The 18,716-nt window shown below is 37.0% G+C and carries 19 protein-coding genes; 13 read left to right on the top strand and 6 right to left on the bottom strand.

The features are described from left to right. From N178_RS04440 to N178_RS04425, 4 genes are all read left to right on the top strand, one after another. Nucleotides 1–777, top strand: a complete 777-nt coding sequence (locus N178_RS04440; RefSeq protein WP_045290794.1) for an SDR family NAD(P)-dependent oxidoreductase — start codon at nucleotides 1–3, stop codon at nucleotides 775–777. A gap of 172 nt (nucleotides 778–949) precedes the next feature. Next, entirely contained in the window at nucleotides 950–1,579 is a 630-nt protein-coding gene (locus N178_RS04435) for an NAD(P)-dependent oxidoreductase (protein ID WP_152640834.1), read from the top strand. A 61-nt stretch (nucleotides 1,580–1,640) separates the two neighbouring features. Beyond that, nucleotides 1,641–1,922, top strand: a complete 282-nt coding sequence (locus N178_RS04430) for a hypothetical protein (RefSeq protein WP_045290792.1) — start codon at nucleotides 1,641–1,643, stop codon at nucleotides 1,920–1,922. A 36-nt stretch (nucleotides 1,923–1,958) separates the two neighbouring features. Next, nucleotides 1,959–2,249, top strand: a complete 291-nt coding sequence (locus N178_RS04425) for a hypothetical protein (protein WP_045290790.1) — start codon at nucleotides 1,959–1,961, stop codon at nucleotides 2,247–2,249. A gap of 177 nt (nucleotides 2,250–2,426) precedes the next feature. On the opposite strand, the gene N178_RS04420 is transcribed toward N178_RS04425, so the two are convergent. Together N178_RS04420 and N178_RS04415 are read right to left on the bottom strand one after the other, a co-directional pair. Then, nucleotides 2,427–3,956, bottom strand: coding sequence for an MDR family MFS transporter (locus N178_RS04420; protein ID WP_045290788.1), 1,530 nt, complete (start codon nucleotides 3,954–3,956; stop codon nucleotides 2,427–2,429). A gap of 60 nt (nucleotides 3,957–4,016) precedes the next feature. Beyond that, entirely contained in the window at nucleotides 4,017–4,688 is a 672-nt protein-coding gene (locus tag N178_RS04415; RefSeq protein WP_045290786.1) for a MarR family winged helix-turn-helix transcriptional regulator, read from the bottom strand. A gap of 539 nt (nucleotides 4,689–5,227) precedes the next feature. On the opposite strand from N178_RS04415, the gene N178_RS04410 reads away from it, so the two are divergent. The 4 genes from N178_RS04410 (at nucleotide 5,228) to N178_RS26895 (ending at nucleotide 9,719) form a co-directional block, all read left to right on the top strand. After that, entirely contained in the window at nucleotides 5,228–6,442 is a 1,215-nt protein-coding gene (locus N178_RS04410; protein ID WP_045290785.1) for a threonine synthase, read from the top strand. Between the two features lie 908 nt (nucleotides 6,443–7,350). After that, entirely contained in the window at nucleotides 7,351–8,754 is a 1,404-nt protein-coding gene (locus N178_RS04405) for an MFS transporter (RefSeq protein WP_033580232.1), read from the top strand. Between the two features lie 290 nt (nucleotides 8,755–9,044). After that, nucleotides 9,045–9,248 carry a cold-shock protein gene (locus N178_RS04400; RefSeq protein WP_014459099.1) on the top strand — a complete coding sequence of 68 codons (204 nt, stop codon included), beginning with the start codon at nucleotides 9,045–9,047 and terminating at the stop codon, nucleotides 9,246–9,248. Nucleotides 9,249–9,545: 297 nt separating this feature from the next. Then, nucleotides 9,546–9,719, top strand: a complete 174-nt coding sequence (locus tag N178_RS26895) for a hypothetical protein (RefSeq protein WP_169746652.1) — start codon at nucleotides 9,546–9,548, stop codon at nucleotides 9,717–9,719. Nucleotides 9,720–9,916: 197 nt separating this feature from the next. Here the strand turns inward: N178_RS26895 and N178_RS04395 are convergent, their stop codons facing one another. After that, entirely contained in the window at nucleotides 9,917–10,117 is a 201-nt protein-coding gene (locus N178_RS04395) for a cold-shock protein (protein ID WP_025908891.1), read from the bottom strand. A 290-nt stretch (nucleotides 10,118–10,407) separates the two neighbouring features. Here N178_RS04395 and N178_RS04390 point away from each other — a divergent pair, with 290 nt between their 5' ends. Both N178_RS04390 and fbp read left to right on the top strand, forming a co-directional pair. After that, nucleotides 10,408–11,283, top strand: a complete 876-nt coding sequence (locus N178_RS04390) for a YitT family protein (RefSeq protein ID WP_013058095.1) — start codon at nucleotides 10,408–10,410, stop codon at nucleotides 11,281–11,283. A gap of 916 nt (nucleotides 11,284–12,199) precedes the next feature. Then, entirely contained in the window at nucleotides 12,200–14,128 is a 1,929-nt protein-coding gene (gene fbp / locus N178_RS04380) for a fructose-1,6-bisphosphatase (protein ID WP_045290780.1), read from the top strand. Between the two features lie 55 nt (nucleotides 14,129–14,183). On the opposite strand, the gene N178_RS04375 is transcribed toward fbp, so the two are convergent. Then, nucleotides 14,184–14,891, bottom strand: coding sequence for a M48 family metallopeptidase (locus N178_RS04375; protein ID WP_045290778.1), 708 nt, complete (start codon nucleotides 14,889–14,891; stop codon nucleotides 14,184–14,186). 1 nt (nucleotide 14,892) lies between these two features. After that, nucleotides 14,893–15,396, bottom strand: a complete 504-nt coding sequence (locus tag N178_RS04370; RefSeq protein ID WP_034268493.1) for a YehS family protein — start codon at nucleotides 15,394–15,396, stop codon at nucleotides 14,893–14,895. Nucleotides 15,397–15,818: 422 nt separating this feature from the next. Here N178_RS04370 and N178_RS04365 point away from each other — a divergent pair, with 422 nt between their 5' ends. The 3 genes from N178_RS04365 to phaZ all read left to right on the top strand — a co-directional run bounded on the left by N178_RS04365 (nucleotide 15,819) and on the right by phaZ (nucleotide 17,733). After that, nucleotides 15,819–16,349 (top strand): ECF transporter S component, encoded by a 531-nt coding sequence (locus N178_RS04365; protein WP_045291057.1) that lies wholly within the window; start codon nucleotides 15,819–15,821, stop codon nucleotides 16,347–16,349. A gap of 89 nt (nucleotides 16,350–16,438) precedes the next feature. Next, nucleotides 16,439–16,630, top strand: a complete 192-nt coding sequence (locus N178_RS04360) for a hypothetical protein (protein WP_013058089.1) — start codon at nucleotides 16,439–16,441, stop codon at nucleotides 16,628–16,630. A 206-nt stretch (nucleotides 16,631–16,836) separates the two neighbouring features. Next, on the top strand, nucleotides 16,837–17,733 hold the full coding sequence (phaZ, locus tag N178_RS04355; protein ID WP_045290772.1) for an intracellular short-chain-length polyhydroxyalkanoate depolymerase: 897 nt from the start codon (nucleotides 16,837–16,839) through the stop codon (nucleotides 17,731–17,733). Nucleotides 17,734–17,953: 220 nt separating this feature from the next. Here the strand turns inward: phaZ and N178_RS04350 are convergent, their stop codons facing one another. Then, nucleotides 17,954–18,520 (bottom strand): CBO0543 family protein, encoded by a 567-nt coding sequence (locus N178_RS04350; RefSeq protein ID WP_045290770.1) that lies wholly within the window; start codon nucleotides 18,518–18,520, stop codon nucleotides 17,954–17,956. Nucleotides 18,521–18,716: the final 196 nt, after the last annotated feature.

The following is an 18,716-nucleotide window of genomic DNA, read 5'->3' as shown; positions in this document are numbered from 1 at the left end:
ATGTTTGAAGAAAAAGTAGGGATTATTACGGGTGGAACGTCGGGGATTGGTTTAGCAACAGCGGAATTACTCGCAAAAGAGGGCATGCATGTTGTGATTGCTTCTAGAAATAGTGAAAAAGGAGAAGAAGCTCTTTCTAGATTAAGAAAGTGGTCTCCTCGATCTCTTTTTATCAAAACGGATGTAACAAATAGTCAAGATGTCAAAAACCTTGTTAGCCAAACATACTCTACATTTGGGAAAATTGATGTGGGCTTTAATAATGCGGCTAACACGGAGGCTTCCTCTAGTGCTACGCATGAATTCAAAGAAGAAGACTTTGACCATTTAATAAACGTTACGTTAAAAAGTGTATGGCTTTGTATGAAGTATCAGCTGCAGGTTATGACCAAACAAAACAGCGGGGTCATTGTGAATACATCCTCAATGGACGCTATTTTATGTTCAGCGGGGACTGGCGTGTATGCGGCTGGGAAAAGCGGTGTGATTGCTTTAACAAAGTCAGTTGCTCAGGAATATGGCCATCAAAATATAAGAATTAACTCTCTGTGTCCAGGTGCATTTCGGACGTCTATGCTAGAAGAAAAGTTTTTAGCTCTATCTTCAGAGGAAAAAGAAAAGCTCAATGAATCCTATCAAAAATTAAACGCGCTAGGCAGAATTGGTGATCCGCTTGAAGCGGCAAAAGCAGTAAAATGGCTTCTTTCGGACGACGCATCGTTTGTTACGGGTCAAAATATTATTGTAGACGGCGGGATTGGGTTTAGGTTTGAGTAAGAGTAAGTGATAACAAACAAAAATCTTTTACTCTCTGGAGTTAGGGCTCTTTTTTTAAACGGATCTTAACACATTCTAGCTTCATAGAGTTTATTTCATGCTTAAATACATGAATGGTATAATATGGTTATTAACTAAACTTTGTTGCTATGTATATGGGGGAATGATTGATATGAAAAATACGATTGCGATTATTGGAGGGACCGGAAGAGCAGGTAGATTTTTAGTAAAAACAGCTAAAGAAGAAGGCTATCGCGTTCGTATGCTAGTTAGAACTCCAAAAAAATCGTTACTTGAAGATCCAAACATAACTTTAATTGAAGGAGATGCTAGAGATCCAGATGTCATTCTTTCCTTACTAAGTGGATGCCACGCCGTTATCAATACATTCGGTCAGCCTAACAAAGCTGTACCTTTATATAGCGAAATTACAGCATTAGTTATTCAGACTATGAAAGAGCTTGAAATAAAGAGATATGTTGGAGTAACTGGGGGATCTTTAGATATAGAAGGAGATAAAAAATCAATTCTTAATAAGGTAGGAGCTAGTGTATTTCGTATTCTGTACTCTGAAATGATGGAAGATAAAAGAAAAGAATTGCAGCTTCTTCGAAAAAGCAAACTAGATTGGACGCTTATACGCCTTCCTTTTGTTGAAGAAAACAAAAAATCTCAAGCCATAAAAGAGGATGAATTTGATATGCCAGGGTTTAAAATATCTTCTCGGGATATTGCGAGATTTATGATTGAGCAGATACATAATCCATCTTACATAGGTAAAACTCCGTTCATTGCTAATTAGAGAATAGCTGACAGGTCGAATATGTTCAAACGATATAACAAGATGTTTCAAGGAGGTATGTATGTCTTTCATACTTAATAATTGCATGGCTATTAGTATCATATTTGTGGTAATCCTTTTTGTAAGTATTGTGTTTAACAATAGAATAGCCGCGCTGGTTATTTCCTTCGTTACGGTGTTATTCGGTTCATTTTTACTTCTTTACGCTTTTGCCAAAATAAGCGGATTTGATGCGATAGACATCCAGATAAAAGGGATAATAATTATCGGAGAAGGTTTAATTTTACTCGTTATTACAAGCATATTTATTGCGGTGCAAGAGACAAAAAAGAAAACGGTGTAACGTGAAAACTAAACGGATGCTGGAGGTGGGGATGATATGGCACTTGGAGTTGCATTACTTGTTTTAGTATTAGGTCTGATGTTTGCAAGCGGACTAAGCCAAGGAAAAACAACTAAAAGAAAATGTATAGTGTGGGGAACAACAACTATATTAATCATAGCTCCGTTCTTTTCATGGGCCGTTTCAATTTTGTTTGCAATTAGCCAGGAAGAAGGTTTTGCAGGAGCTGCATTAATGATGTTATTGTTTCCGTTTTTCTTTTTAATAGGACTGGTTACGCTGTTAATAGGAGTCTTTAAGAAAGAGAGTGCGAACAAATCTATTTAAGAAAAAAGAAAGAACAATCAAGAGTACAGCTGATGGTAATATGACTCCGAAATAACTAAAGTAAAATCTTTAATCTATTAATAAAAAAAGCCAATTCGAGTTAAATTCGAATTGGCTTTTTCATTTTTTGGAACGATTGTTGTACAAATACACTTTTGACTAAAGTATCAATCTCTTTTATTCCTCTTCTGGTTTTGAAGATAGCACTTCTTTTTTTAGAAAGAAGCATAAAATAAAGGAAATGATTGTAAGCACAAATGCGTAAGTATAGATATGTTGAAATGATTCAATAAATAAAACTTTGATTTTTATAAATAATTCTGGAGTAAGACCGTTTGGAATTCCTCCTGCTGCCAGGCTATTCATATTATCTGCCATGCTTTTTGGCAATTCATCACCTAAACTACTTAGCTTTGAAGTAAGCGTGGAAGATAATAGCGTACCAAACATACTTACTCCCACAGTTGCGCCAATAGACTGAAACAATGGAACGGTTGCTAATGCAATTCCTTTGTGTTCTTTTTCTACAGATTCTTGAACAATTAAGTTATCTCCGCCAAACATGACCCCTAAGCCAAGCCCCGTGATAAAAAAGAAAATGATGACCTGCAAGGTAGTGGTATTAATATTTAATTTAGAAAATAAATAAAAGCCGATAACAGGCATAATGAAAGAAAGTACAAACAATTCGCGGTACCGAACTTTTGTTAATAGAAACCCAGAAACGATTGAAGTTGCAACAGCACCTACCATCATGGGCAAAGTTAAATACCCAGATTCCGTAGGGGTAAGGCCTAATACGTTCTGTGCAAAGTAAGGGAAAGATGAGAATGATCCCATTAATCCACAGCCTACAGTAAAAACAAGCAGTGATAATACTAAAATATTACGATTTTTAAATAGATGCAGCGGTACGATAGGTTCAACCACTTTTGATTCTATCCAAATGAAAAGTCCAATTAAAAGTACGCCTACACATAGTAGCGAAATGATGAATGGAGAGCTCCACGCATATCCTTCGTTCTCGACTAAAACAGGCGTAATTAATAATGAAATGATCGCAGCTACCAGAAGAATGGCTCCAGCCCAATCAATCGTTACTTTTTTTCTTTCATGTGTTTCTTTTAAGCCACTTGCTAAAAAAATGACTGCTATTAATCCTACTGGAATATTTACGAAGAAAATCCAGTGCCAGCTTGCTTGATCTACAAAAAAGCCTCCCATTAACGGTCCTAAAAGCATAGGGATAAACATAACTGGACCCATAAACGCTTGAACTTTTGCTCGTTGTTCAACAGGGAACAAATCACTCGAAATCGTCATGGCTAGCGGCATGAGTCCACCCGCGCCAAGTCCTTGAATTCCTCGTCCGATTAAAAGCATAATCATGGAATGAGAAAGCCCGCATATAATAGAGCCGCCAATAAAGAAGGCCATAGAAGCGAAGTAGACTTTTTTCCGACTGAATAAATCAGCTAATTTTCCTAGTAGAGGCATAAAAGCCGATAGCGCTAGCATATAAATGCCTGCAACCCATCCATACATAGATAGTCCGCCAAGATCACGTATAATCGTTGGCATGGCCGTATTTACAACCGTTTCATCAAGCTCGGAAAAAATGATTCCAATCATCAATCCAGCCATTACCAATACTTTATTGTTTTTATTATTTAAAACTTGTTCTCCAACATTTGAGATGTTTTCCATATTGCATTTCCTCTCATGAAATTAGTAGAAATAGTCACTAAACACTAAACAGCATGTGAATTATTTCTCGTTATTATCTCTATTAGTTTCTCGTGGAGGTCGATTGCTGAATCCTGGTGTTCTAGATTCAGCGCCGTGTCCCCAAGGTCCGCGTCCAAGACCTCTTGGTCCGTGCTCCGGATCACCACCAAAGAATCTATGGTGAGGTTCAAATCCTCGCAGATCATTAGGACGTCGAAATTCTTTGCCTTCATCATCATCTTGTTTTAACATTTCTTCGTCTAAGTAAGTATTTAACTTCTGCATTAAATGTGAAAGAGTATCTTGCTCTTCTTCTGAAAGAACATTAAAGATACCTGAGCTATTGTTTTGTTCCTCCGTAGCCTCGATAGCCTCTAGTCCGGATGCTGTTAACTCAACGGAGAGTACTCGTCGATCTTTCTCGGATGGTGTACGAACAATGTAACCTTTTCTTTCTAACTTACTAAGTAATTCACCTATGGATTGAGGCCTCATGTCCAGTAAGTACGACAGCTCTTTTTGTGTAGTTTTGGGCTGCAATTTTAGTAATTTTAATATCCGTCCTTGCCCTCGGTGCTGATCACCTAATGCTCCAGGATCTCTTCTGCTGACAAAGTAGTATCGCTGATATCTTGCTAGCTGTCTCTGGAACCTGAAAAATTGATCAATTAAATCTTGCTCGTGTAAATATTCGTTATCTCTTTCACCCATGATAAAAGCCTCCTTGCTAATTTAACGTTAGACTTATCTGCACAAAAAAATTTATCCTCTTAATAAGATAGGAAGGACGTGTTTTTTAAAAAAAGATAAGGTACCTTAATAAATAATAAAGGTACCTTACTAAAATGTCAATATCTTATAAAAAAGGTACTTTGACAAAGTTAAACATATGTATAAAAGCTGAATAGTTGAAGAAAGGTCTTGCTAAGTAAATTTTGTTTTGAATAGCAGTAAACGTTTCTGTGGTGAAATTCGAAGAGCAGTTACTACTTCTTAAATGATTATTCCTATAACTAAAGTGTGAATTACATTTCTTTCCGCATTTTTATTTAAATTCAATGATGTTGACTTAAAAAAAAGAATATAAACAAAGTGAGAAAAAGGATAAAAATCCTAATGTAATAGGGATTTATTAATTTTTAATATTCAAAAAATTATGAGTAAATCATACCTTACAATTCTGATAAAAATAATATAAATTATAATGTATATAGGGTAGTATGTTTACAGAATTTAAAGGAGTGTGTATGATGCCGTTTAGTTATGTTTCTCACTTATATTGTCCTAAATGCAAAAAAGAATATAGTCCAAAAGAAAAACATCAATTATGTGAATGTGGATCACCTTTATTAGTAGCGTATGATTTAGAGAGATTGAAAGATAACCTGACTCCAGAAGCTGTTCAAAGCAGAGAACCAAATTTATGGAGATATCATGAGCTGCTTCCAGTAGAAGATCCGGAAAACGTCATTTCCTTAGGCGAAGGGATGACTCCGCTTATAAAAATGTCTAAGCTAGGTAAAGAAATGGATATTCCAAACTTATATATGAAAGATGAAGGTATTATTCCAACGGGATCATTTAAAGCTAGAGGCGCCGCTGTAGGGGTGTCAAAAGCAAAAGAACTGGGCGTTGAACAGTTAGCGATGCCTACAAATGGGAACGCCGGAGCTGCTTGGTCGCTGTATTCGTCACGTGCTGACATAAAAGCAACCGTTGTAATGCCAAAAGATGCGCCTGTTATTACACGAAATGAGTGTGCTGTCGCTGGAGCTGACCTTTACTTAGTAGATGGACTCATCAGCGATGCGGGTAAAATTGTCGGTGAGGCTATTAAAGCCTGGGGACTTTATGACGCTTCTACACTTAAAGAGCCGTACCGAATCGAAGGTAAAAAAACAATGGGTCTAGAACTTGCTGAACAATTTTCTTGGAATCTTCCTGATGTGATTTTATATCCAACAGGAGGAGGCGTTGGTTTAATAGGAATCTACAAAGCGTTAAATGAATTAAAAGAGCTTGGCTGGATTAAAGGTGATCTCCCTCGTTTAGTTGCAGTACAAGCTGAAAACTGTGCGCCTATTGTAAAAGCATGGAATGAAAGAAAACAAGAATCTGAATTTTGGCCGGATTCTTCAACCATTGCCTTTGGTATCAACGTACCAAAAGCGATCGGGGACTTCTTAGTTTTAGAAGGAGTCTACAATACAAATGGATGTGCGATTGCGGTGGACGAAGATAAGATTGTGGAGGAACAAGAAAAGGTTGCACAGCTTGAAGGTGCGTTCATTTGTCCGGAAGGTGCTGCTACATTCTTAGCTGCGCGCCGTTTGCGAGAAGAAGGATGGATCGAAGAAAACGAAACGGTTGTTGCTTTAAATACAGGACTTGGAGTTAAATATCCAAACACGGTAGACATCGAAGTCCCTGTTTTAGAGCGAAATGGCAGCCTTACTAAAAAATAAAGCAAGTAAAAAAATAGATCTTCTTCTAAGCGGAGGTCTATTTTTTTATTTTATCGCAAATAAAACGCTTATCTTATGTAAAAAAATGTAATAAATGTGAATCTTTATATTCAAAACTATACGGGTGTATTTAGGTTTAAAGTTCGTCTTATGGGGTATCTAAGAGAAGAAAGAGAGTATCTTTCTATTTGGAAAAACAGCGTGGTGAGGGAGTGGAGCTGGCATATTACGCAAGTTGAAGAATATGACAAAAGTAGCACTGTAAGCCAGCGTGCTCTTACAGTAGAAAACTTACTCGAAGCCACGAACGATTATACGGAGAAAGGAGTTGAATGTTTATCCCTCGAACCCCAGCCAACTCTTAAAGTTTTATTCTATAGACCGAATCATCCAGTGCTGCACTTGTTAAAACGAGCTTTATATTTATTTTTAAGGCTACATAATTTTTGTAATAGAAACAGTGTATCTATTACAAAATAAAGCTTATATCTAATGGGTTGTAAAATAATTGTCAGATAACCTGAGTGGTAATTTGTACCAATAACATTGTAAACCAGATGCGCTATCTTTAACGACAAGTTGCTATTTCAGCGACTGTAATTCCATCGAAAGCGATCCCTATTTTAGACGGAAATCGTTTTTTAATAGCAACCGATTGTACGTTGAAATAAAAAAAGTTTATTTTGGTTTTAATTCATTTATTTATTAGCGTTCTTTCCTTAGCTTTTTTTGGCTTCAAACCCTTTAGCCATAACCTTTTTAAATATTTAACATCACATGAATAGTTTTCGTTTTTTACTTAAAAATAAGAAGTGTTCCAACACATTTACATGTGAAATACAGTGAGTCAAATTTGACTTTACTACTCAGTCTTGTATAATCGTATACCGCGGAGGTGACGTAATGAAATGAAGTTTAATAAGAAAAAAATTAACGTCGTAGATATTGACAAAGCTAAAAAAAGCGTCTTTGCTACAGGAGTAGGAAACGCGATGGAATGGTTTGACTTTGGCTTGTATTCATATTTAGCCGTGATTATTAGTCAAAACTTTTTTAGCGCAGTTGAAAATGATCAGCTCAAATTAGTGTTCACATTTGCCACATTTGCGATTGCCTTTTTAATGCGTCCATTAGGCGGTGTTATATTCGGTAAAATCGGGGACAAGTTAGGAAGGAAAGTCGTTTTAACCACCACCATTATTTTAATGGCCTTTTCCACATTACTCATTGGGTTGTTACCTACATATGATCAAATCGGTATATGGGCACCCATCCTTTTATTAATTGCACGAATCATCCAAGGTTTTTCAACTGGTGGTGAATATGCTGGTGCGATGGTGTATATTGCAGAATCGTCTCCAGACAATAAGCGAAATGTGCTTGGAAGTGGACTAGAAATCGGTACACTTGTTGGTTATATTCTTGCTTCACTGCTAGCTAGCTTACTGTTTTTTGTTCTTTCGGATAAACAGATGGCCTCATGGGGCTGGAGAATTCCCTTCTTATTAGGATTGCCTTTAGGACTTATTGGTTTTTATTTACGAAGAAGTTTAGGGGAAACACCTATTTTTGAAAATGAACTTTCCAACGAAGACGAAGTTGAAGAAGAAAGCTTCCTCTCTATTTTAAAAAATCACAAAAAAGATGTGTTTGTTTGTTTCGTAGCAGTGGCTTTCTTTAACATTACAAACTATATGCTATTATCGTACATGCCTTCTTATTTAAATGAAATTATTGGTTTATCCAACACAGTTGGTACGGTATTAATTACGGCAGTGATGATTTTAATGGTGCCGCTTGCTCTTATGTTTGGAAAACTGAGCGACAAAATCGGAAACAAGAAAGTTTTCTTAATCGGTTTAGGCGGATTGAGCTTACTGTCAGCCTTTTCGTTCTATTTAATCAACTTAAATGGTTTAGTTTTTATTTCAATCGGTATTCTTATTCTAGGTGTTTTACTTGCTACGTATGAAGGAACAATGCCTGGAACGCTGCCAACGATGTTCTACACAGATATTCGCTACCGAACATTAGCGATTACGTTTAATGTTTCAGTTTCTATCTTTGGTGGAACGACGCCATTAGTTGCGACATGGTTAGTTCACGCAACGGGCAATCACTTGGCTCCAGCGTTCTATTTAACGATTGTGAGCATCATCGGATTTTTCGTAATCTTGTTCCTGTTCGCGAACACGGCAGGAAAATCACTGAAAGGTTCATACCCTACAGTTGCTTCTAAGTCTGAGTACAATGAAGCGGTTGAAAATCCAAAAGACTCATTATGGTGGCACACGGAGCAAACAGAAAAATAAAGCAAATAAAAAGCAGCTGCTCCATTAACTGCTGTGCAAAATATGAACACGTAAAAAGAGCCTTCTCTTTGTATAGCATAGAGAAGGCTCTTTTTACCATTCAAAGACTTATTTCATTCCCTGTATTTGCTATCTGCGGTTCCGTATGTTACGATTAAGTTAATTATTTTTGTTCGGTATAAGATTGAGAGAAGAGAAATCTCTTCTATAGAATTTTTTATCTTAAGATAGTATGGTTGGACAAGGGTAGTAATACAAGCGTGGAGTATTCCACACCAGGAGGCACTATTATGGAACAAGGTACAGTGAAATGGTTTAATGCAGACAAAGGCTTCGGCTTTATCGAAGTTGAAGGCGGAGACGATGTATTCGTACATTTCAGCTCTATTCAAGGTGAAGGCTTTAAATCGTTAGAAGAAGGTCAAAAAGTAACGTTTGACATTGAACAAGGTCAACGCGGAGCACAAGCTGCTAACGTTCATAAAGTAGCGTAATTAATCCAAAGTAAAAAAGACTCCACACAGGGGTCTTTTTACTTTGAATTTTAATAATTTAAAAAGAAATGATTTTAAAAAGGTTACTTTAAACATAAGTATAGACATTGGAGACAGAAAGCTAGTAAAGATAGGTATACGTAAGGTATCAAAAAACTAACTTTCGCTGGAGTAGCCGTTGGAAAAGGTTGCTGACTATCAGAATGCTCATAAAGTAAAATATAAAATGCACATTATATTTCCCGATAAATAAAGTTAAAAATTTAATTGTTTTTGATATGAGAGAGGATGAAGGATATGAGTATAAGCTTATTTGCTAATGGAGAAACAGTAAGTATAAAAGCATCTAATGAAATAGTGATCATTGTAAAAAGTCATTATGTGAAAAACATGAAAAGATATTCTTATACAGTTGATAAATATCCAAGTACATTTTTCTTTGAAGAAGAGTTAATGAAACACGAATCATAATTATTCATGAAGAAATATTGATTTATAGTTTGGATTACGCCAATACTATGCTATACTGAGTTTACCATTTGTATTACCGATTACTATTTTTGTATTAATAAGCCCTATTCCTCAAGGAGTAGGGTTTTATTATTGTATTTTCAAAGTAATGAAAAAGACAGACTCCATGGAGTCTGTCTTTTTATATTTATGATGGATTACGCTTTTTGAACGTTAGTAGCTTGAGGGCCGCGTTGACCTTGTTCTACTTCAAATGTAACTGCTTGACCTTCGTCTAAAGATTTGAAGCCTTCGCTTTGGATTGCTGAGAAATGTACAAATACATCGTCTCCGTTTTCGCGTTCGATGAATCCAAAACCTTTTTCTGCGTTAAACCATTTTACTTTACCTTGTTCCATAATTGTTGCCTCCTAGTGTGACACGCACACATTGTGTTACTATCCTTGCCCAAATCTATAGACGAAAGTTATTTAACTTATCAATCTTTACCGAACAAAAATAATTCTTCTTAAACTTAACAGAAATGAGGACTTATTGCAAGGGTAGAGTCTGTACAGCTAGAAGTTCTCCTTTGTCTATGTTTGCACTATGTGAGCTAAAAAACGATACGTAAGCCTCCTCAGTTCAAATAAAGAGAATGTTTGTGGTACACTTAAATAGTAAAAAACATTTAAAAGCGGGGAATTATATGAACACAACTAAAAAACACCACAGGCCTAAGCGGCTAAAAATTGCTTTCCGAGCACTAATGGTCATTATCGGAGGAATTATTGCAGCTTACGGCCTAGAAACTGTCTTAATTCCAAACCACGTTTCAGATGGAGGAGTAACAGGCATTAGTATCGTTGCTTCGAACCTATTTGGCTTACCACTTGGAGTTCTCATTGCCGTTATTAACATTCCTTTTGTATGGTTAGGGTATCAACAAATCGGGAAAAGTTTTGCTATATTTTCCATCCTCGGAATCGTCTCACTAGCTGTCGGGACAAGCCTCATGCATCACACCCCAGCGATTATTGAAGGAGATACACTACTCGTAACCGTTGTCGGCGGTATTATCCTTGGTTTTGGAATGGGAATCGCACTGCGTAATGGCGGCGCGCTAGATGGAATCGATATGCTAGCTGTACTGCTTTCTCGAAAACTGCCGTTTGGAACAAGTGATCTTATTTTGTTCTTAAATGCATTTGTATTTATTTTTGTTTCATTAGTATTTGGTTTGCAAGGCGCGATTCTTTCTGCAATTGCATACTTTATTGCATCCAAAGTTATTCACATCGTAGAGGTAGGGTTAAGCGGATCGAAAACCTTCCAAATTATCACTTCTCAGCCTGCGTTAATGGTAGAAACAATACGTGATCGTTTAGGTCGAAGCGCTACATATAAAGAAGCTTACGGCGGATACTCCCATGAGAAATTCAAGGAAATCACATGTGTAATCAACCGTTTGGAAGAAAGCAAAATGAAAGAAATTATCAATGAAATTGACCCGACGGCTTTTGTTACGGTATATGACGTAGCCGAAGTTAAAGGCGGTAATTTCCGAAAGAATAATATCCACTAAGTACACCAATCACTACATTTGTACAAACACTCTACCATATCCTCTTTTACTGAGGTGTGTAGAGTTAAGAAAAGCAGCGTGATGTCTTGCATCCGCTGCTTTTTTTGTATCGTAACATCCACTTGCGAGAAGCCGCCTGTTGGATAGCTAATTTGCTTAGCCGAGGTTTTTAAAAACCAGATACTTTGAAAAAGTGAAACGGTCAGAATGAAGCCGGATAGGGTACCTGCAGACATTAGCGTAATGATTTTTCCTTTATGTTTCTTCTTTAAAGATTTGACAACAGCGCTTCATATTATAATAGAAGCAATTGTTACTGAAAAAAGCCACATACAACTTCTTCCTTCGTTAAACAGCAGACTCAGGTAGCCTACGTGTCCCATATGTATTTGTATGAACTTTCTTCTCGTGCTTTATCTAACAAAGCCAATAGAAAAAATCTCTGAACGTAGAAGAACAGAGATTCAACAGAATGATGATTCTTATATAATACAAAGGATGACTTTTCCTGTCTCAGAAAGAAAGGTCATCTTTATCGTACCATCACCAAGGATTTGACGCTGTGCGTTTTCTCACAGCGAGGGAAGAAAAGATCTGTTATTGTTTAGAGGTCGGAGTAAACTTTCTTAATTATGTGCGCTTCTTTCATATGTATCGAACCTGCTGATCTTAGTCAGCAGGTTTTTTTATGTTATCAGCTAGCTGTCATCTTCAAGGGGACAAGAGCTGTTAATCTTTATAGACAAATAGACTTTATACCATTTTACCCATACGTAAAATAGGTTAAAATAAAGAGGTGAGGCATGGAGAGAAAAGAGTTAAATAAGAGGTGCGTAACATTATAATCACCATTTATCTTATAGGGTTATAGCGGTGATTATACTAAATGGTGAACGTTGAAAGGGGATACATAGTTTTGAACACAAAATATCTAGATTTACTTGCACAAAAGTATGATACGGAAGAAAAAGTGGTAACCGAAATTATTAACCTTGAAGCTATTCTTCATCTGCCAAAGGGGACCGAACATTTTGTCAGTGATTTACACGGCGAGTACCAAGCTTTTCAGCACGTGCTGCGAAATGGTTCAGGGAATGTAAAAGAGAAAATCAAAGATCTTTTTAAAAATGTATTATCTGACCAAGAAATCAATGAATTTGCGACATTAGTGTATTATCCTGAAGAAAAATTGCCGTTGATTAAAGCGCAGTTTCGAAACAAAAAAGAACTGTATGAATGGTATAAAGAAATCATTGATCGTATGCTGAATCTCATTTCATACGCTTCTTCTAAATATACGCGTTCTAAACTGCGTAAAGCATTGCCGGAGCAATTTGTGTACATTATTGAAGAGCTGCTATATAAAACGGATGAATTTACAAATAAAGAACAGTACTATACAAAAATTGTTCAGCAGATTATTTCTCTTGGGCAAGCCGATAAGCTTATTATAGGGCTTGCTTATACGACGCAAAGATTGGTTGTGGACCATCTGCACGTAGTAGGAGATATTTATGATCGTGGACCTGAACCGGATAAAATTATGGATACGCTGATTAACTATCACTCCGTTGATATTCAGTGGGGAAATCACGATGTACTATGGCTAGGCGCTTTTGCGGGTTCGAAAGTTTGTCTTGCCAATATTATTCGTATCTGCGCGAGATACGACAATCTAGATATTATTGAAGACGTATATGGCATTAACCTGAGACCGCTGCTTAACTTGGCGGAGAAATACTATGATGATAATCCTGCTTTTAGACCAAAAGTAAGCTCGAGTGACAAACTATCGGATCATGAACGACTACAAATTACGAAAATTCATCAGGCTATTGCGATGATTCAGTTCAAGCTTGAAAGTCCGATTATAAAAAGACGTCCTTTCTTTAATATGTCGGAAAGGCTGCTGCTTGAAAAAATTGATTATGATAAAAATGAAATTACGATATACGGAAACACGTATCAGCTAGAAAACAGCTGCTTTGCAACGGTGGATCCGGCGCAGCCTGATCAGCTATTAGAAGAAGAAGAGCAGGTAATGGAAAGACTGCTGCTTTCCGTGCAGCATTCGGAAAAGCTGGCGAGACATATGAAGTTTCTTATGAAAAAAGGCAGCCTTTATTTGAAATACAACGGAAACTTATTAATACACGGCTGCATTCCTTTAGATGAAGAAGGAAACATGGAAAAAATGACGATAGAAGATAAAACGTATGCAGGCCGTAACTTGCTTGATGTTTTTGAACATTATTTACAAGAGGCTTTTGCACATCCTGAAGAAACGGATGATTTGGCCACAGATATGGTCTGGTACCTATGGACAGGAGAATATTCATCACTCTTTGGGAAACGCGCAATGACGACGTTTGAACGATATTTTATCAGTGATAAAACAACGCATAAAGAGAAGAAGAATCCATACTACTATTTACGGGAAAATGAGGAAGTCTGCCAAAACATCCTCGCAGAATTTAATCTGAATCCTGATCACGGTCATATTATTAATGGTCATACGCCTGTCAAAGAAATTGAAGGAGAAAACCCGGTCAAAGCAAATGGAAAGATGATTGTTATTGACGGCGGTTTTTCAAAAGCGTATCAGTCCACAACAGGGATCGCTGGATATACATTATTATATAACTCTTACGGCATGCAGCTAGTCGCTCACAAACACTTTAATTCAAAAGAAGAGATTTTATTAGAAGGAACGGACGTCTTATCCGTAAAGCGATTAGTTGACAAAGAACTAGAAAGAAAAATGGTTTTAGAAACAAACGTCGGAGAAGAATTGTTAAAAGAAATTTCTATTTTAAAAGATTTAAGAAAGTATCGCTATAGTTAAAGACAAAAAAAGAGCAGTATGCCCCTGGGCTTCTGCTCTTTTTTGTTTAGCGGTACTACACCGTCATTTCCCAGCTCGACATTTCCAGCCAGTGCTCTTGTTCACGATAGTCGGGCATGATTTTTCCGACAAGACGCCAAAAGGACCGATCATGATTCATGTGAACCATGTGGCACATTTCATGAACGACTACGTAATCAATGACGTGCTGCGGTGCCATTGCCAGCCGCCAGTTAAAGGTTAGCTGACGCTTAGAATCACACGTGCCCCACGCTTTTTTGCTATCCGAAATCGAGATGGATCGCGGCTTTGTTTTAAAATGTTTTTGATAGGAGGAGATACTCTTGGTTACTAGCGCTTTACATTGCTGATAGTAAAAGCGTTTGAGCGCTTGTTTTATCGCTTCATCGTCGTGCTGATTGACATAAACCTGAAGCGTGTCCGCTTCAAACACTACAGAATCCTTTGTAATGGTCGAATCGTGATGAATCTGTATCGGATAGTTTTTTCCTACATACAAAAAGCTTTCTCCGTGTTCATAGACTTTTTTCTTTGGTCCATGCGTTCTATCTTTCATTTCGCTTATTTTTTGATGAATCAATGCCCAGTTGTTCTCTAATAACATACGTACTTGTTCAGTAGACGTTCCTTTAGGAGCCAGGACTTCGACCGTTCCGTATCCGTCTACTTTGATCGCAAAAGAACTTCGGTTTTTATATCGTATTTCATAATGGATACTCTGATTTGAAAAAGTGTGTATCATTTTATCCTCTATATTGTACGGTTAAGCCTCTTAGGAATTTTCGAGCAAAATTCTCTTTGCACGGTTTGTAATTTTTGTGGCCTTTTTTTCGTAATAAAGCACCTAATTCTGCTTTAGATACACGTATGCCACCGTCATCAAATACTTCTAACATCTCTTCACTTGTTAGGGACAAAGCAATTTTCACTTTCTTTAATAAGACGTTATACATATTTTGATTGCTCTGAACCGGCGCTGGAGGTGCTTGCCCTGGTTTAGGGTCTTGTTTTCCTCTTTTAAAGGTAATAAAACCGTTTAAAAAAGAATCTAACATACTGTTCGTGCACGGTATATGATCGTCCGCATGAACTGCATCCTCGTCTTCTTCATCCGGTGTTCTCGTAAGGATTTTTAATACGTCTTCTTTTGTTACATCTTCTCCGCCAAGATTAAAGATCTCTACCATTTCTGTATTTTTTAAATCCAAGGCATATCGTAATCTAATTAAAATATCGTTATTATCCATTCTTGCTCCTCCTATAACTTGCTTGCTGTATGTAAAAATTATGACTGCCACAATCTGAACGGACTTAGTCAATATCAGTACAATTATAGTAACAGGTTCCACTGGAATTCTAGGTTATTCCATTCATTTCTACAAACATATAACTTCTCATATTTATCAGCCTTCGTCAACTCTTGAAAAAAAACGATTTGCTCATATTATGTCCGAACAGACTCTTTACCATAACAAAAATTAGGCGCCGCAGTCTGCTAAAAGAAGCAGAGGTAGCTTTATGTTTTTAAGAATGGATAGGACAATTTTTGAAGTTGGAGGATCCCTGTGTGCTCCTAGAATGATATACCTTACTAAATAAATAGTTTTACATATTTATTAAGTGTCCAATTAGGAGTATGATAGTAGTAAAAAAAGAAAGAGGTCAACAAATGAATTCAACATACTCACCAAGAGAATCAACCAAAATCAAAGCTTTATCCATGCATGCGCTTTTTATCGCACTAACGTTTGTAGCTACCATGTTTATCAACATCAAGCTTCCCATCATGGGTAACGGAGGCCTTATTCACTTAGGCAACGTTCCTCTCTTTATAGCGGCCTTTCTTTACGGCAAAAAAACAGGAGCCATCGCAGGGGCTTTTGGAATGGGGTTATTCGATCTCATTTCCGGCTGGACAGCATGGGCACCGTTTACGTTTATTATCGTAGGGACAATGGGCTTTTTAGCAGGTCTTATCTCCGAAAAAGCACCGGGTAAAAGAGCACTTGTGAACACACTGGCAGTTGTTGCTGCGCTGATTGTAAAAATCGTGGGCTACTATTTTGCCGAAGTGATTCTTTACGGTAACTGGATCCTTCCGCTTGGCTCTATACCGGGCAATGTGATGCAAGTTGTGATAGCAGGTATCATCGTGGTTCCGCTTGTAGGGCGCTTAAAGAACAGAGCGGTACAAATTTAATTCGTCAATCGTAAGCCGTTTTACCATTATCCTATCCTTAAGTGATATACTTGATAGATATTCATCAAGTGAAAGGAGCGGAAAACACCATGAAATATCTAAAATCACAGATGAAGCAGCTCATTAAGGACAACCAGGAACTGCAAGGTAAGCTGAATGGACTGATGAAAGAGCACAGCCTTGAAAAAAACTTTGCTCTTAAAGCTCTTTACCATGCAGAAGTGGCTGAAGGCGGAAAATATCAGCTTGCCTATCAAGCACTGGACGCACCGAAAAAGTAATGGCCTTGTTGCTCATTCGTATATTTCTTCATTATAAAAAGGCAGCCGAATCGCGTATTTGGCTGCTTTTTTTAGCAAATAGAATGACATAGAATTATTTTGGCTTTTGCACAACTTCTTTCAAACTGCTTAAATCTTGATAAATAGGGTATTAAAAAATAAATGCTAGGATCGTTCTAATTATATAAGAAAAGAGGAAAATAGCGATGACCGTATCTGCTTTAGAACAAGCAAAAGTAGAATTACCGAATGGAGAAACAGTAAATTATCGAATGAAAAAAGGCGGAAAAGAGGTGCTTTTGTTAATTCACGGAAACATGAATTCTTCCCTTAACTGGGACGTATTAATGAACAAACTTCCAGAACACATCACAGCTTATGCCATCGACTTAAGAGGGTTTGGAGACTCCACTTATCATACACCTATCCACACAATCAAAGACTTATCAGATGATGTCAAACTGTTTGCGGATGCTTTAAAGTTGTCTGCTTTTACAATAAGCGGGTGGTCATTAGGAGGAGCAGTTGCTATGCAATATGTGATTGATCATCCGAATGATGCCAAAAATTTAATTCTATTAAGCTCCGTCAACATCAAAGGCTATCCCATTCCAAGAAGAACGTTTCTAGAACTGCCTATTCCTAACAATTTTATACAAACCAAAGAAGAAGTAAAAGAAGCATTTAGAATGGTAGAAAACGCGAAAGAAACAAAAAACACATGGTTTTTAAAAATGATGCTGCGTCAATTTTTATATACAAAAAATAAGCCGTCTGCTGATCAATTTGAAAAGTATTTAGAAGGAACGATCAAGCAGCGCAACTTAATTGATATCAATTACGCACTCATGAGATTTAATATTTCAAACGATTTTAATGGTGTTGTTCAAGGGACAGGAGAGGTGGAAAAAATCACGATTCCTACTATGGTTATTCAAGGAGATGAAGATAAGATGGTTTCGACAAGAGATGCATCTGACATCGCGAAAGGCATAGGGGAAAATGCAACGTTAAAAATTATGAAAGGTGTAGGCCACTGCCCGCTGTTAGATGATTTAAGCAGTTTAATGGACTTATACAACGCTAATTTAAGCAGGGCTTAGGAAAAACGAGATTTTCTTTCCTAACAAAAGTTTTATTATTGCTAGATGCAGCATGTTCTAAATCCACACAAGCAAAAGGGGCTATCTGCAAAAGAGGTACTGTGAGATGAAAAAAGCGTGTTATCTTTTGAGGAAGCAGACAGCGAGCAAATAAAGCCACTACAAAAAACGTAAGGTCTTTTTAAAGAGGCTTACGTTTTTTTACATGCACTCAACGTATTCAATTGTGTTTTTCAAAATAAAGAAAAAGGTTGGTAATCCATTTTGATAGCACTATCACACCGAGATAAAATACAAATAAATGACCGTAAGTAGCCCATTCATGCAGCTGGAAAAAGCCAATCCCAGTTAATAACGGTTTGAAAATAAAAGCAAAAAACAAACAAAGAGCCGTTGCGTATAAATAGTAATTTTTATGATGGTTAATTGTCCATTGATAAAGAAGCATAAAAGAGACAGGAATAAGCGAAGCATCTAGGCTAAAGCTTACGGGTATGATTGTGTTGATTTGGTAAGGATACGTCCACAGCCCGTTATAAACTCCAGCGGTATCACTATAGTGAAACCAAACGTGCACGTTAAATCCATAAAACCCTAAGTGAAAGGCTTTTTTTCGATCAATTAAAAAATAGAGAATGACTAAAGGTAAAATAAAAGCACTCAAGGTAATCCAAAACTGCCAAGAGCCTGGAGTGGAGTAGTGGTGCCAATATTCAGCCCACGTTTTGGCTAGGTTTTCCTGGATGCTATGTATTTTTTTAAGATATTCCTGTTGGTTTGGTGTCAATGTAATCCATCCTTTTTAAGTAAGAAAAATTTCGTTACTTTTAAAATACCCTTTTCTTAAGGTTTGGATACCTTTTCCTATTGAGTTGTTATTATCTTTCCGATGAGAAATTGTGTTTTTAACACGTTACGTGTAAAGTATGTAGTATTTCATTTTTTTATATGCACTCCTCGCCTTTTCGCTATGCTAAAATAGT

The sequence above is a fragment of the Priestia aryabhattai B8W22 genome, from assembly GCF_000956595.1.
GTDB lineage: Bacteria > Bacillota > Bacilli > Bacillales > Bacillaceae_H > Priestia > Priestia aryabhattai.
The sequence above is the reverse complement of the archived record's forward strand: the minus strand, read 5'-3'. Positions and strand labels throughout refer to the sequence as shown.